Here is a 14,292-nt window from a genome sequence, read left to right as displayed (position 1 = left end):
ACGCCGGAGTATCCGATGAGCCGCGACGGCCGGTGCCCGTTCGCGCCACCGCCGGAGACCATGACGCTGGCAGCGCGGCGGCCGCTGAGCCGGGTGCGGATCTGGGACGGCAGCACCCCGTGGCTGATCACCGGCTATGAGGCGGTGCGCACCCTGTTCTCCGATCCCCGCGTGAGCGTCGACGACCACCAGCCCGGGTTCCCGCACTGGAACGAGATGATGCGCGCCAGCGTCGACCACCGACCCAAGTCGGTGTTCACCACCGACGGCGCCGAACACATCCGGTACCGGCGGATTCTGTCCCCGGGCCTGACCATGAAACGGGTCGACGCCCTGGCCCCGGTCGCGCAACGCATCACCGACGAACACATCGACGCGATCTTGGCCGGGCCGCAACCGGCCGACCTGATCGAGGGATTCGCGCTGCCGATTCCCTCCCTGGTGATCAGCGAACTGCTCGGCGTGCCCTATGAGGACCACGAGTTCTTCCAGCAGCACGCCACCATGGGCGTGGACCGCAACGCCACCTCCGACGATCTCGCTGAGGGCGCCACCGGACTCTCCAAGTACCTGGTCCAGCTGCTCGAGACCCGGATGGCCGAACCGACCGACGACATGGTCTCCGACTTGGGCAAGCGGGTGAAAAACGGTGAGCTGTCGGTGCGCGAGGCCACCCAGCTGGGCACCGGGATGCTCATCGCCGGGCATGAGACCACCGCGAACATGATCGGCCTGGGCATCGTGGCGTTGCTACACGAACCCGGCAAGATCGCCGAGAGGACAGCGGTGTTCCGCGGCAACGACAACGCCGCGATCGCCAACGCGATCGAGGAACTGCTGCGCTACCTGTCGATCATCCACACCGGCCAGCGCCGGGTGGCACTTGAGGACATCGAGATCGGCGGCGAGACCATTCGCGCCGGTGAGGGCATCATCATCGACTTGGCGCCGGCCAACTGGGATGCCTCGGTCTTCCCCGAGCCGGATGTGCTGGACCTGGCGCGACCGGCTCGCCAGCACATGGCGTTCGGATTCGGCCCGCACCAGTGCGTCGGTCAGCAGCTGGCCCGCGCCGAGATGGTGATCGCCTTCCGCACCCTGTTCCAGCGCATCCCCACCCTGAAGCTGGCGGTGGACATCGGCGAGATCCCGTTCAAGAACGACCGGCTCGCCTACGGCGTCTACGAACTCCCCGTCACCTGGTAACCGCCCCGATTGGAAGTGGATTGACATGGCCAGCACATCAACTCAAGACACAGCTTTCTATCCCGCCGGCGGCTACGGGGCGCCCAAAGACCGGCACGGACGCGTCGGCGCGGGCATCGCTGGTGTCGGGCTGCCGGCCGGTACCGAAGTGTTCTCCGCCGACAACCACATCTCGATCGCCGACGACATCTTCTACCAACGGTTCCCCGAGGACCTCAAGGACAAGGCGCCCCGCATCTGGTACGAGGACGGCGCGTACATGGTCGGCCGCAAGGGGCAGTCGTTCCTACCGGGCGACTTCTCCGCGGTGCTCATGCAATACGACGATCTGGCCGGTGCGGCCAGCAGCAACATCGAGGCACGGATCGCCGAGCTGGCCACCGACGGCGTCGACAAGGAACTGGCGTTCCCCAACGCGGTACTGGCGTTGTTTCATTTCCCCGACAAAGAGCTGCGGGAGCGGGTTTTCCGCATCTACAACGAGTACATGGCCGAGTTGCAGGAGCGGTCGAACGGCCACTTCTACGGGGTGGGCCTGATCAACTGGTGGGACCCCGCCGGTACCAGGCGCACCTTGGCTGAACTGAAGTCCTTGGGACTCAAGACGTTTCTGCTGCCGCTGAACCCCGGCAAGGACGACGACGGCAACATTATCGATTTCGGTGCCCGGGTGATGGATCCGGTCTGGGATGAGATCGAGCAGGCCGGGCTACCGATCACCCACCACATCGGTGAGACCCCGCCGAAGACGCCGTGCGAGGTCAACAGTGTCGTGGTGGGCATGATGGTCAATGTCGACTCGTTCCGCGAACAGTTCGCCAAATACATCTTCTCCGGCATCCTCGACCGTCACCCGGGACTGCGGATCGGCTGGTTCGAAGGCGGGATCGCCTGGGTTCCCACCGCTTTGCAGGACGCCGAACACCTGCTGGCCTCCTATCAGCACATGTTCACCCACCAACTGCAACACGACATCCGCCACTATTGGGACACCCACATGAGTGCATCGTTCATGGTCGACCCGCTTGGCCTGCGACTGATCGATCAGATCGGGGTGGACAAGGTGATGTGGTCGTCGGACTACCCGCACAACGAGAGCACCTTTGGCTACTCGGAGAAGTCATTGGCCAACGTTGTCGCAGCCCTGGGACCGCAGGACGCGGCGAAAGTGGTGAGCAGCAACATCAAAGCATTCTTGGGTGTGTGATGGCGGCTGCTGCGGCAACGCTCTCGGTCGCGGCCGGCGGCGTAGAGATCGCAGAAGCTCCGGACCGGGCGCGACTGCGTCGGGAGACCGGCGGGCGGCTGCGGGCTGCGATGGCCGAGCGGGGCATCGACGCCCTGGTGTTGTTGGGCAATGACGCCGTCACCTATGCCACCGGTACCAGCTGGCGGCCGGGTGACGCGGGTCTGTCCCACATCGATCGACCGATCGCCGTGGTGCTTGCCGACGACCCGTTGCCGCATCTGTTCGCGCCCGAGCGCAACGCCTGGGAATCCGATCTGGCCGCCGATCACCTGCACCCGCCGGCGTTCCTCGAATGCGACGAAGGTGTCGACCAATTCGCCCGAGTCATCGCCGAGCTGATCCCGGGCACCGCTGTGGTCGGGGTCGACGAGTGCACCGGTGCCATGCGGCGCGCCCAGCAGCGGCTGTTCGCGGCGCGCCGGCCGGTCGATGCGGCGCAGGTGGTCAATGCCGCCAAGTTGACCAAGACCGCCGACGAATTGTCTTATATCCGGACCGCGTGTCAGATCACCGGGCGGGTGATGGCCGAGGTGCGGGCGAGGCTGAGTCCCGGCGTCGGGCAGCGCGACCTGTCGGCGCACTTCCTGCGCCGCGCTTTCGAATGCGGCGCCGACGCCATCATGCTCGAACCGATCTGGCAGGTGAGGCCCGGCGAGCTGTCGACGACGGGTTCCGGCCGTGAGCTGTCCGTGGGTGATGTGGTGTGGTCTGACGCCTCGATCAGCTACGGCGGATACTGCTCGGCCTTCGGTCACACCTGGCTCGTCGGCGCCGACCCGACACCACGCCAGCAGGCGCAGTTTCGACAGTGGCATGCGGTTCTTGCCGCCGTGCTCGACGTGACGCGGGCCGGTGCCACCGCTGGAGAACTGGCCCGAGTGGCCACTGCCGCCAACGGCGGACGGCGGCCATGGCTGCCGCACGGCCACCTCGGTCACGGCCTTGGGGTGACCGCCGGTGAAGCGCCGATGATCGGCACCGACCTGGGTGCCGAATTCGACGAGAACTTCGTGTTCGAGCCGGGCATGGTGCTGGTGCTGGAGCCGAGGGTGTGGCAGGACGGGTCCGGCGGATACCGCCGCAAGCACGTCGTGGTGGTCACCGAGGACGGCTTCCTCTCCTTGACCGACGATCCCGAGGCGCCGTATGCCTACTGAGGTTGCGTCGGATGCGCTGGCGCTGAGCTGCGGGAGACGTGAGCGCGCGCTGGCCCAGATGGAAGCCCACGACCTCGATGTGCTGGTGTTGGGGCGTCAGGCCAACGTCCGCTACCTCACCGGCACCCCGCAGCGCTGGATGGCTGGCACTCGTTCGTTTGCTCCCAACTGCGTACTGGTGCGAGCAACCGGCGCGGTTCACCTGCTGCGCTCCTCCGAGCAACGTGTACCCGAGGACATTCCGCGCGATCACCTGAACGAGGTTTCGTGGAATCCGACGAACATCATTGCCGCGCTGGCGCATCTCGACGGGGCAATGGCCGCACGACGGGTCGGAACCGATGCCATGTCACCGCTGTTCGCCCAACTGCTCCCACTGGCCTTCCCGCAAGCCGAACTCGTCGACGGGGAACCCGCCATGCGGGCCGCGCGGTCCATCAAGACCGCCGAGGAAGTCGCGGCGCTGCGGACCGCGGTGGCCATCGCCGCGTCGGCGTTGGCAGCGGCAGCGGTCGCAGTGGACGACGGCGTCAGCGAACAGACGTTGGCCGGGGTGCTGATGGAGGCGATGAGCGCGGGAGGGGCCGCCACCCCGGCCAACCAAGACGTCGTCTGGGTGACCTCGCGGGAATACCCGTGGCGGCGTGCGGGTGGCGGCGGCCGGGTCCGGGCTGGGGACCTGGTGGCGATCTCGGCAGCTGTGCTCGCCGGCGGCTATCTCGGAGAGGTGGGACGCACCTTCGCGGTCGGCGGTAGTTCCGACAACAGTACCGCCGCGCTCTACCGGCGCTGGGATGGGTTGTGGAAGAAGCTGTCTGGCGCCTGCCGTCCCGGCGCATCCGGCAGTGCGCTGCTGAGCGCCTACGCCGACGCCGGGGAACCGCTGCCGCCGGTTCCGGTGGCCCACGGTCTGGGGCTGGGATTCGACCCGCCGGTGGTGTCGGCGCACCTGCCGCAGACCGCGGCGTCCGGACGGCTGGAACCGGGAATGGTGCTGGCCGTCACCGGTTACGTGTTCGAACCCGGGGTGGGCGCGGTATTCGGGCGTGAGGCCGTTCTGATCACCGAAGACGACCACGAAGTTTTGACCACCAGTACCTCCAGCTAAAGGAGCAGTTCGCGAATGTCAGACACGCCAGGGCCTTCCGAGCGGCCGTCCGCGGAAGAGATCATCCGCTACCACAAGGACCCGGCCACCAAGATCGCCACGATCACCTTCGACCGGCCCGAATACCTCAACGCCCCGACATCATCGGCGCGGCTGCGCTACGCGGACCTGCTGCGCGGAGCCAGCGTGGACAACGACGTCAAAGTGGTGGTGATCCGCGGTGTCGGAGACAACCTGGGCAGCGGTGCGGACCTACCCGAGTTCATGGAGGGTGTCGACGATCCCGAAAAGCGGTTGGCCGAGCTGCGTTTGGAAGGCATGGACGTCAACTATCCGCCCCAGGGCACCTTTCGCAACGGCGCCACCATCAGCGCCTGGTACGCCAATGTGCAGGCCGGCAACCGGCCGCTGCAGGAGCTCAAGAAGATCAGCATCGTCGAGGCAAAGGGCTACTGTTACGGCTGGCACTTCTATCAGGCCGCCGACGCTGATCTGGTGATCTCCAGTGACGACGCGCTGTTCGGCCACCCGTCCTTCCGCTACTACGGCTGGGGACCGCGGATGTGGACCTGGGTGCAGATGATGGGGCTACGCAAGTTCTCCGAAATGGTGTTCACCGGCCGGCCTTTCACCGCCGCCGACATGGACAAGTGCAACTTCCTCAACAAGGTGGTCCCGCGCGACCAACTCGAAGCCGAGGTCGACAAGTACGCGCTGGCCTGCGCACGCAACCGCCCGGTCGACACCGTGTTCATGCAGAAGATGTTCTTCGAGGTCTACAAGCAGCATCAGGGTGAGTACATGGGCAGCCTGCTGTCGGCGTTCTTCGAGTCGATGGGTTCCGGTGTGGCACCCGACGCCGACGACCTGATGCTCGATGAGGCCATCGAATCCGGTCTGTCCGGAGCGGTCAAGGACAACGACTCGAGGTTTCCTCCCGACTTCCGGCTGAGCAAGTCCAGCCGCGACAAGGAATCCTGACGCCGTGGGACCGCTGCACGGCTACACCGTCGTCGACCTTTCCGACGGTATTGCCGGCGCCTACGCCACGAAGATGCTCGCCGACGGGGGAGCAACGGTGGTAGATGTCGAACCCCCGCAGGGGGATTCATTGCGGGGATGGTCGGCTTCGGGAGCCGAGGTCGATCCCGAAACCGGTGGTGCACTGTTCAGCTTCCTGGGCTGCTCCAAACACAGTGTCGTGGCCGACCCAGGCAACGTCGACGACATCGAGTTCGTGCACCGGCTGCTGGCCTCCGCCGACGCGGTGGTGTGGTCGCCGGGCGGGGCCGTCGGCCAGCACCCGTCGTTGGCGCCCGCCGAGATCCACCGGCGGCACCCGCACCTGGTGGTCACCGCCATCACGCCGTTCGGACTGGATGGCCCGTGGCGGGACCGCCCGGCCACCGAGTTCACCTTGCAGGCCTGGTCGGGGGGAGCGGTCGGGCTTGGCCGCGGATCGCAGGATCGCGCGCCGGTTCACGTCGGCGGCCAGGCCGGGGAGTGGCTCGCCGGGGCCTATGCGGCGGCGATGACGTTGGCGTCGCGGGTCCGCGCGCTGCGCGACGGCCGCGGCGAACTGATCGACCTGTCCGCGCTGGAAACCCAGATCCTCGGCCTCACTTACTATCCCGTCACCTACTTCCAGGTCCTCGATCGTCCCTGGCGGTCCGAGCGCCGGCCGACGGTGCCCGGCGTGGCCGAGGCCGCCGACGGTTTGGTCGCGTTGGGCTGCGGCACCGCGCAGCAGTGGTTCGACCTGTGTGCGATGTCGGGGCACGACGAGTGGATCGACGAGAACTCGCCGCTGTCGATCACCGAACAGGCGAACCTGCACGCGTCGGAGCTGTACGAGTGGGTACGCAGTCACAAGGTCGACGATGTCCGCGACCTGGCATCGGCGTTCCGGATACCCAACTCGCCGGTCGGCAACGGGGAAAACGTCCCGACGTTCGATCACTTTCGGCATCGCCAGGTATTCACCCGCAATCCCCGCGACGGTTTCATCCAGCCGGTCCCGCCCTATCGGCTCAGCGGTGTGGCGCTGCAGGCACCGATCCCGGCACCGCGGCTGGGCGAACACACCGACTCCTATCGGCAGTCGCCGCCGGCGCGGCGCGACGCACCGGCTTCGAAATCCGTTGGGGAGCGGCTGCCGCTCCATGGAATCCGCGTGCTGGACATGACCACCTTCTGGGCCGGACCGTCGTGCACGCATTTGCTGGCGATGCTCGGCGCCGAGGTGATCCATCTCGAGTCGACCCGGCATCCCGACGGTACCCGGCTGATCGCCGGGATACCGGTCAGCGAGGAGTCGTGGTGGGAGAAGTCCCCGATCTTCTCCGCGCTCAACACCAACAAGGAGGGCCTGACGCTGGACTTCCAGACGCAGGCCGGCCGCGACGTGCTGCACCGATTGATCGCCGGCTGCGACGTCATCGTCGAGAACTTCACCCCCCGCGTCATCGAGAACCTGGGTCTGGACTTCGACTTCGTACAGTCGCTGCGCAGCGACGTGATCATGCTGCGAATGCCCGGATTCGGTCTGGACGGCCCGTGGCGGGACAATCCGGCGTTCGCCTACGTCATCGAGGACGCTGCCGGGCTGAGCTGGCTGACCGGCTACCCCGATCGCAACCCCTATGAGCCGTACTCGATCGGCGACCCGAACGCGGGCGTGCATGCGCTGACGGGTCTGCTGCTGGCACTGGAGCATCGGCGCCGCACCGGGCAGGGCGTGCTGGTGGAGGCGGCCATGATCGACGCCGCACTCAACATCGCCGCCGAGCAAGTGATCGAATACTCCGCCAACGGTGCGCTGCTGCAACGTGACGGAAATCGCGGGCCGGCGGCTGCCCCGCAGAACTTCTATCGGACCTCCGGCGTCGACGAATTCGGCAGGGAAGACTGCTGGGTCGCCATCGCCGTTGCTACCGACGAGCAGTGGGCCGGTCTGCGGGCTGCGCTGGGTGACCCGGCCTGGGCTGCCGATCCGGCCTTGTCGGACGCGACCGGACGACGCGCCCGCCACGACCTGATCGACGAGCAGCTGTCCGACTGGTGCGCGACGCGCAGCGGCGACGATGTCGTCGCAGCACTGTGGGACGCCGGGGTCCCGGTCGCCAAAGTCATGCAACCGCATCGCCAGACCGAGTTGGCGCAGCTGGCCGAGCGGAACTTCTTCGAGCAGGTCGATCACCCGGTCAACGGTCCCGCTCCGCACAGCACACTGCCGGCTCGAATGTCGCAGGGCCCGAGCCGTATTCATACCCGACCGGCACCGCTACTGGGCCAGCACAATCATGAGCTGCTCAGCGAGCTGGGGCTTACCGAGGCCGAGATAGCCGCGTTGTCAGCCGATGGGGTTATCGGCAGCTCACCCGGATAGCCGGGCCGCTATTGCCCGCCGGGCGTGATCGAGTGCACCAGCTCGATCGCCGCCCCCAGCGTGGCGATCCGATCTTCGAGGCGCTCGCCGGCCGGGTAGACCCGCACGGTGTCCACGCCGGTGTCGCACCAGACCTGCAGGCGATCGCGAACCATTGCGGGGGTGCCGATCAAGGTGGTGGCCAGCACCATCTCGTCGGTGATCAGCGCGGCGGCGCCCTCCCGGTCGCCGGCCTGCCAGCGTTCCTTCACTGCGGCCGCGACATCCGACCAGCCCTGGCGACTGTAGGCCTGGTTGTAGAAATTGGTACTGGCCGAACCCATTCCGCCCAGGCTGAAGGCCAGTTCGGTCTTGCGGCTGTCGATCAGTTCCTTCAAATGCTTCTCGTCGCTGGCGAACGACACTTCCGCGCCCTGGCAGACGTCGAGGTCCGCTCGAGTGCGCCCGGAGCGGGCGAGGCCGCTGTCGAGATGGGTGAAGTAGGCCGCGTCGGCGCCCTCGGGCACGAAGCTGGTGCCCAGCCAGCCGTCGGCGACTTCGCCGGTCAGCGTCAGCATCGCCGGGGTCAGGCTGGCCAGATACAGCGGGATCGGGTGTTCGGCCCGCATCGATAACCGCATCGGCTTGGTGGCCGAACCGGGTCGGGGGATCTGGAACTGTTTGCCGCTATAGACGATGCGCTCTCCGGCGATCGCCTGCCGGATGATCTCGATGGTCTCGCGCATCCGGCCGAGCGGCCGGTCGAAGGACTGACCGTGCAGCCCCTCGATGACCTGCGGGCCCGAGGCACCCAGACCGAGCAGGAAACGTCCCCCGGACAGGTTGGACAGCGTGATGGCGGCTTGGGCGATGGCGACCGGGGTCCGGGTGGACAGCTGGATGATCCCCGATCCCAGCAGCATTCGGTCGGTGCACGCGACGTAGTAGCCCAGTGCCGAGACCGCATCCGCGCCCCAGGCCTCGGCGACCCAGCAGATGTCCAGGCCCATCCTCTCGGCCTCGCGGACCAGCAGCTTCTGATGCTCCCAGCTGCCGACGCTGGCCGCCTCCAGCGTGATCGCCGCGCGCATCAGTGCTCGGCGCGCTGTTTGAGGTGATCGAGGGTGGCCGTCATACCCGCTTCGAATTCACGCAGCCGCACGAACACGATCTTCTGTTCCTTGTCCGGCATCGCAGCGATGGCCAGCGAAAGCCCGGACGGCGCGGGCCCCAGCTGCATCCATTCGGTCAGGCGGGTGCCGGTCCCCTCCGGGGCCAGGCTCAACCGCCACGACGAAGTGGGGTTGTCGGGATCGCTCACGGCCCAACCGAACACCGTCAGCGGTTCGAACTCGACCACTTCGGAGATCGTGGACCATTCCCCGAGGGCGGGATGCCGGTTATACCCGGTGAACCGAGCGCCAAGCCGGGGACCGTCACCGTCGGCCCATTCGACGCGCTGGAGCTCCTGACTGCCCTCGGCGACCGCGTGGATGTCGCTGGCCAGTTCCCAGACACGCTCTGGCGGGGCGTCGATCCAGGTGGACACCTCCACCGTCGGTGCGTCGGCGTATACAGCTCCAGTCCACTCCATGCCGAGATTCTCTCACTTGCTGCCCGGGTGGCGTATGGCTCGCGGGAGTTCAGCAGGGGTCGGAGTCCAGCGCGCCCAGTGCGCCACGGGTATCCAGATCGGTGAACGCTGCGGCATAACGCTGGGCGAGCGCCAGGCTGATGTCGGGCCGCTGCCAGTTGTCGCCGCCGGACAGCGTCGCGATCCAGATTGCCAGGCCATGCGCCGCTGACGCCCGATAGTGCAGCCAGATCTCCTCGGCTGACGGCAACTGCCCGGCGGGAAGGCTCAGGGCGCCGCGGTATTCCTCGATCAGCGCACGTTCGCCGTCGCGCCGGTCGGCGATGGTCAGTGCACCCTGCAGGAAGTAGCCCAGGTCCAGTGAGAAATTGCCGCGCCGCACCATCTGCCAGTCCAGGAAACCGACGTCACCGTCGGGCAACACGTAGGTATTGCCGATGTGTGGGTCGCCGTGCAGTAGCGTCTGCGGTCCGCGGGTCAGGCTGCGGATGTAGCGGGCCCAGGTGTCGCTGAACAGTTCGGTGCCGGACATCGCGGTGATCTCGGACGGCACCGACTCGCCCAGCCGCTCGTAGGCCACCTCCAGTGGCGCCAACTCCAGGCCGGCGAACGGGACGAACGGCTCCACCCAGCCCAGCGCAGGATTGGCGCTGATGCGCTCTCCCCAGAACGCCCCGTGCAGGCGGGCCAGGCCGCGCACCCCTTGTGCTGCCTCGTCGAGGGTGAGCGGCCGGGTCGCATCACGCGGTTCGGCGCCGCGGGCTGCGGTGATGTCTTCCATGATCAGTAGGAAGTCGCGACGCGGTTCGTCGATGACCGCGCGGTAGACGGTCGGATGGTCAAGGGGCAGTGCGACATCGGAGAGAAACAACCGTGGCTCGTGGTAGAGGCCACTGGTCAACTCCACCAAGTCGGCGTGCTCGGGGTCGACGGCCTTGGCGAACACGGTGGCCGGACCGCTGCCGGACGCGTAACTCAGGGCCAGGCGCGCCCGCCGATTGGTGCCGTCGTCGCGGGCCGCGACCGAGACGGCGTCTACGACCGCCCCGGGGTGGTGACCGCTGATCGCGGCGGTCATCCACTCCGGGGATATCGCGTCCCAGCTGTCGGGAATGGCCGAGACGGTTATTTCAGGCAGCTTCCCGCGTCGACCGGCAAGGTGACGCCGGTGATGTAGCGGGCTTCGTCGGAGGCCAGGAACAGCACCGCGTTGCTGATGTCCACCGCGTCCACCCAGGGCACCGGCAGGGTGTGGAACATCTGGCAGATCGGCGCCATGTCGTCGGGGCCCGGGTTCTCCAGGTCCGGGCGGAACATCTTCCAGGTGCCCTCGTTCATGATCATTCCGGTGCTGACGTGAGTGGGGTGCACGGTGTTGACGCGAATGTTCTGGTGCCCCAACTCGACCGCGAACGAGCGCATGATGCCCACCACGCCGTGCTTGGCGGCGACGTAGTTGCCGCAGTGCGGGTAGGCCTTCAGTCCGCCGACGGAGCTGGTCAGGATGATCGATCCGCCCTTGCCGCCGGAAATAAGGTGCGGGACACCCGCTTTGACCGTCTTCCACACTCCGGAGAGGTTGATGTCGATCATCTCTTGCCAGTCGTGCTCGCTGCACTGGTCCAGGGTGTCGCCACCGTTGCCGATACCGGCGTTGGCCACGATGATGTCCAGGCGACCCAGCTCCTCCACGCCGGCGTCCACGGCGGCCTTGAGCCCGTCGAAGTCGCGTACATCGACTTCCGCGGTGAAGATCCGACGGCCGCGCGCCTTGACCAGGTCGACGGTCTCGGCCAATTCCTCCGGGGTGGCCGGCGGGATGGGCGAGTTCTCGACGATCGGCTTACAGACGTCGATCGCGATGATGTCGGCGCCCTCCTCGGCCAGCCGCACCGCGTGACTGCGGCCCTGACCGTGGGCCGCGCCGGTGATGAACGCGACCTTGCCCTCAACACGTCCAGCCATAGGGAAACCTCAATTCATAACTTGTAGAAGTGGATTCATTCGACCGACGCGGGCATGGACTCCCACCCGCGGACCGTCGAAGTCGGTGACAGCGCTGCCTTGGAGAGGTCGACCTCCCAGTCGGGGAAGCGTTTGAGGATCTCCTCCAGCGCGATTCGCCCTTCCAGGCGCGCCAGTGCGGCGCCCAGGCAGTAGTGCGCGCCCACACTGAAGGTCAGGTGCTGGCGGGACTCGCGGTGGATGTCGAAAACGTCACCGTCGGGAGCGAATCGGCGATGGTCGCGGTTAGCGGCGCCGATCAGCATCATCATCACGCTGCCCTCGGGAACGGTCTGGCCGTAGTACTCCACATCCCGGGTGACGTAGCGCGCCACGTGTGGTGCCGGTGGCTCGTAGCGCAACAGCTCTTCGATGGCCTGCGGGACCAATGCCGGGTTTGCCACCAACTCGCGGCGCTGGTCGGGATGCTCGGCCAGCACCTTGCCGGTCCAGCCGATCAGCCTGGTGGTGGTCTCGTTTCCGGCCCCGGCCACCAGCATCACGTACATCAGCAGCTCGTCGCGGGTCAGCCGCCGAGTGGTGCCGGATTCGTCGGTGAATTCGACGTTGAGCAGTTCGGTCATGATGTCGTCGGACGGGTGCTCGACGCGCCAGTCGAGATAGTCGGCGAAGATCGAACCGTCGTCGAATCCTTCGGACGCAACCGTCATCGGCTTGCCGGCTTCGGTGCGCATGTTGTCGTTCGAGCGGTCCCGAATGACCTCCTGATCGGCTTCGGGAATGCCCACCAGCATGCCGATCACGCGCATGGGCATCTGGGCACCGAGGTCGGCCACGAAATCGAGGCGGCCGGTACCGATCAGGGGATCGAGGCAACGGGCGCAGTACTCGCGGATCTTCGATTCGAGTTCGGCGATCTTGCGCGGGGTGAACATCCGGGCCAGCAGCTTGCGGTGGATGTCGTGGATCGGTGGGTCCTCGAACAGAATCAGCCCCGGCGGGATCGGGGTATTGGCCTTGATCAGCTCCAGAATCGCCCCGCGCGCCGAGCTGAACGTCTGGTGATCGACCAGGGCCTTGTTGACGTCGTCGAACCGGCTCAGCGCGTAGAAGTCGTGCTCGGTGTTGTAGTACAGCGGTGCCTCTTCGCGAAGCCGACGAAACATCGGGTACGGATCGCTGTTGAGGTCAACGTCATACGGGTCGTAGCGCGCTTCGTCGGTGGTGGTCACCGTCATGTTGTTGGTCCCTTCGGCAGAGCTGCGGTCTACAGGCCGGCGCTGACCGGAGCGGCCACCGGGGTGAATTCCAGGTGCAGTTCGGTCAATCCGCGCAGGATGAAGGTCGGTTCGAAGGTGAACCGGCGCTCGCCGGCCGGGCCGTGTTGGGTCTCGTCGAGCCGAATGTCGGTCATCCGATCCAGGATTCGTTCCAGCGATATGCGGCTCTCGGCGCGTGCCAGCGGCGAGCCCGGACAGGTGTGGCTGCCGCGGGCGAAGGCCAGGTGTTCGCGGACATTGGGCCGATCGATCCGCAGTTCGTGCGGGTTCTCGAATTTGCGGGGATCCCGGTTGACGGCGCCGGGGAACATGACCACGACGGTGCCGGCTTTCAGCTCGACCCCGCCCAGGGTGGTGGTCTTACGCACCAGTCGGGGGTCGGTCTTCACCGGGCTTTCCAGGCGCAGGGTCTCCTCGAGGAAGTTCGGGATCTTGCTGCGGTCGCTGCGGAGCTGCTCGACCAGGGCCGGGTCCTCGGCCATGAACCGCAACGCGGCACTGAGCAGCTTGGTGGTGGTTTCTTGCCCCGCCCCGAACAGGAAGGTGGCGCTCTTGACCACGTCGATGATCTCGGGGATCGACCCGTCCTCGTAGGTGGCGGTGGCCAGGTCGGTCAGCACGTCGGCGCGCGGGTTCTCCCGGCGGTCAGACAGGTAGCGGCTGAACTTGTCGTCCAGCCATGCCAGCGGATCGTGGGCCAGCTCTTCGTGATCCAGCGAGCCGATCCGGGCGCCGGGTTGCGGCGCGCCCAGCACCTCCTGGAACACCGGCCGGTCAGCTTCGGGCACACCGAGCAGGTCGGCGACCACCAGCAGCGCGAACGGCCTCGCATACTCCGTGAGGAACTCGCAGCTGCCGCTGTCGATGAAGTAGTCGAGCTGGCGGTCGGCCAGCTGCCACATGAAGTCCTGATTCTCCTTGAGCCGCTTCGGCGTCAGCAGTCGGCTCAGTATCGACCGGGCCTTGGTGTGCGTCGGCGGGTCCATGGTGACCATGTGCTCGGTCATCGGCATCAGGTGGCGGTGTGCCTCGATCTGCTCGCTGATGTCGTCGCCCTCGGGGGTGAATGGCAGCGGCGGGAACGGGCCGCCGACCGCGACGAGGTTGGAGTAGGTGTCGGAGTCGCGGTAGATCTCGTTGGCCTCTTCGTGGCCGGTTACCGCGACCACGTCGTACACGCCCAGCGGGGTGACCGGGCTCTGGGCCCGCAGATAGTCGAAGTACGGGTGGGGATCGGGTACCAGGGACTGATCGGTGAAGAAATCGATCGTCGCGAAGTCAGTCAACGTGGACCTCTCTGCGGAACGGGCTGACAGATGCTGTGCACCTGCTTAGCATGGGCGGGGTTGGGGGGTCAAGGGTTGCG

The 14,292-nt window shown here is 66.7% G+C and carries 12 protein-coding genes; 6 read left to right on the top strand and 6 right to left on the bottom strand.

All coding sequences use genetic code 11. The features are described from left to right. Positions 1-15: 15 nt before the first annotated feature. From RCP37_RS17945 to RCP37_RS17920, 6 genes are read left to right on the top strand one after another with little or no spacing between them, the layout of a single operon-like run. On the top strand, positions 16-1,206 hold the full coding sequence (locus RCP37_RS17945; protein ID WP_308487139.1) for a cytochrome P450: 1,191 nt from the start codon (positions 16-18) through the stop codon (positions 1,204-1,206). Between the two features lie 25 nt (positions 1,207-1,231). Next, positions 1,232-2,413 (top strand): amidohydrolase family protein, encoded by a 1,182-nt coding sequence (locus tag RCP37_RS17940; RefSeq protein WP_308484338.1) that lies wholly within the window; start codon positions 1,232-1,234, stop codon positions 2,411-2,413. Beyond that, positions 2,413-3,612 (top strand): M24 family metallopeptidase, encoded by a 1,200-nt coding sequence (locus RCP37_RS17935; RefSeq protein WP_308484337.1) that lies wholly within the window; start codon positions 2,413-2,415, stop codon positions 3,610-3,612. Before RCP37_RS17940 ends, RCP37_RS17935 begins: the two co-directional genes overlap by 1 nt. Then, positions 3,602-4,720, top strand: a complete 1,119-nt coding sequence (locus RCP37_RS17930; protein ID WP_308484336.1) for a M24 family metallopeptidase — start codon at positions 3,602-3,604, stop codon at positions 4,718-4,720. Before RCP37_RS17935 ends, RCP37_RS17930 begins: the two co-directional genes overlap by 11 nt. Positions 4,721-4,735: 15 nt before the next feature. After that, positions 4,736-5,701 (top strand): enoyl-CoA hydratase/isomerase family protein, encoded by a 966-nt coding sequence (locus RCP37_RS17925; protein WP_308484335.1) that lies wholly within the window; start codon positions 4,736-4,738, stop codon positions 5,699-5,701. A gap of 4 nt (positions 5,702-5,705) precedes the next feature. Next, complete coding sequence (locus RCP37_RS17920; protein WP_308484334.1) at positions 5,706-8,108, top strand: CaiB/BaiF CoA-transferase family protein; 2,403 nt, start codon at positions 5,706-5,708, stop codon at positions 8,106-8,108. An 8-nt stretch (positions 8,109-8,116) separates the two neighbouring features. On the opposite strand, the gene RCP37_RS17915 is transcribed toward RCP37_RS17920, so the two are convergent. From RCP37_RS17915 to RCP37_RS17890, 6 genes are read right to left on the bottom strand one after another with little or no spacing between them, the layout of a single operon-like run. Further along, positions 8,117-9,178 carry an LLM class flavin-dependent oxidoreductase gene (locus tag RCP37_RS17915; protein WP_308484333.1) on the bottom strand — a complete coding sequence of 354 codons (1,062 nt, stop codon included), beginning with the start codon at positions 9,176-9,178 and terminating at the stop codon, positions 8,117-8,119. Next, the gene (locus tag RCP37_RS17910) at positions 9,178-9,681 is read right to left on the bottom strand and encodes an SRPBCC family protein (RefSeq protein ID WP_308484332.1); all 504 of its coding nucleotides are present in this window, start codon (positions 9,679-9,681) and stop codon (positions 9,178-9,180) included. The genes RCP37_RS17915 and RCP37_RS17910 overlap by 1 nt, the downstream gene beginning before the upstream one ends. Positions 9,682-9,730: 49 nt before the next feature. Beyond that, positions 9,731-10,759, bottom strand: coding sequence for a phosphotransferase (locus RCP37_RS17905; protein WP_308484331.1), 1,029 nt, complete (start codon positions 10,757-10,759; stop codon positions 9,731-9,733). A 47-nt stretch (positions 10,760-10,806) separates the two neighbouring features. After that, complete coding sequence (locus RCP37_RS17900) at positions 10,807-11,646, bottom strand: mycofactocin-coupled SDR family oxidoreductase (RefSeq protein WP_240175346.1); 840 nt, start codon at positions 11,644-11,646, stop codon at positions 10,807-10,809. A 35-nt stretch (positions 11,647-11,681) separates the two neighbouring features. Then, a complete protein-coding gene (locus tag RCP37_RS17895) occupies positions 11,682-12,884 on the bottom strand; it encodes a cytochrome P450 (protein WP_308484330.1) in 1,203 nt (400 codons plus the stop codon). A 29-nt stretch (positions 12,885-12,913) separates the two neighbouring features. Next, positions 12,914-14,212 (bottom strand): cytochrome P450, encoded by a 1,299-nt coding sequence (locus tag RCP37_RS17890; RefSeq protein WP_308484329.1) that lies wholly within the window; start codon positions 14,210-14,212, stop codon positions 12,914-12,916. Between the last annotated feature and the right edge of the window lie 80 nt (positions 14,213-14,292).

It is taken from the genome of Mycolicibacter sp. MU0102, from assembly GCF_963378105.1.
Lineage (GTDB): Bacteria > Actinomycetota > Actinomycetes > Mycobacteriales > Mycobacteriaceae > Mycobacterium > Mycobacterium holstebronense.
The sequence above is the reverse complement of the archived record's forward strand: the minus strand, read 5'-3'. Positions and strand labels throughout refer to the sequence as shown.

Coding starts and splice junctions, on each gene's coding strand:
- RCP37_RS17945 (WP_308487139.1), top strand. CDS start 16: ATGAGCCGCGACGGCCGGTGCCCGTTCGCGCCACCGCCGGAGACCATG.
- RCP37_RS17940 (WP_308484338.1), top strand. CDS start 1,232: ATGGCCAGCACATCAACTCAAGACACAGCTTTCTATCCCGCCGGCGGC.
- RCP37_RS17935 (WP_308484337.1), top strand. CDS start 2,413: ATGGCGGCTGCTGCGGCAACGCTCTCGGTCGCGGCCGGCGGCGTAGAG.
- RCP37_RS17930 (WP_308484336.1), top strand. CDS start 3,602: ATGCCTACTGAGGTTGCGTCGGATGCGCTGGCGCTGAGCTGCGGGAGA.
- RCP37_RS17925 (WP_308484335.1), top strand. CDS start 4,736: ATGTCAGACACGCCAGGGCCTTCCGAGCGGCCGTCCGCGGAAGAGATC.
- RCP37_RS17915 (WP_308484333.1), bottom strand. CDS start 9,178: ATGCGCGCGGCGATCACGCTGGAGGCGGCCAGCGTCGGCAGCTGGGAG.
- RCP37_RS17910 (WP_308484332.1), bottom strand. CDS start 9,681: ATGGAGTGGACTGGAGCTGTATACGCCGACGCACCGACGGTGGAGGTG.
- RCP37_RS17905 (WP_308484331.1), bottom strand. CDS start 10,759: ATGACCGCCGCGATCAGCGGTCACCACCCCGGGGCGGTCGTAGACGCC.
- RCP37_RS17900 (WP_240175346.1), bottom strand. CDS start 11,646: ATGGCTGGACGTGTTGAGGGCAAGGTCGCGTTCATCACCGGCGCGGCC.
- RCP37_RS17895 (WP_308484330.1), bottom strand. CDS start 12,884: ATGACGGTGACCACCACCGACGAAGCGCGCTACGACCCGTATGACGTT.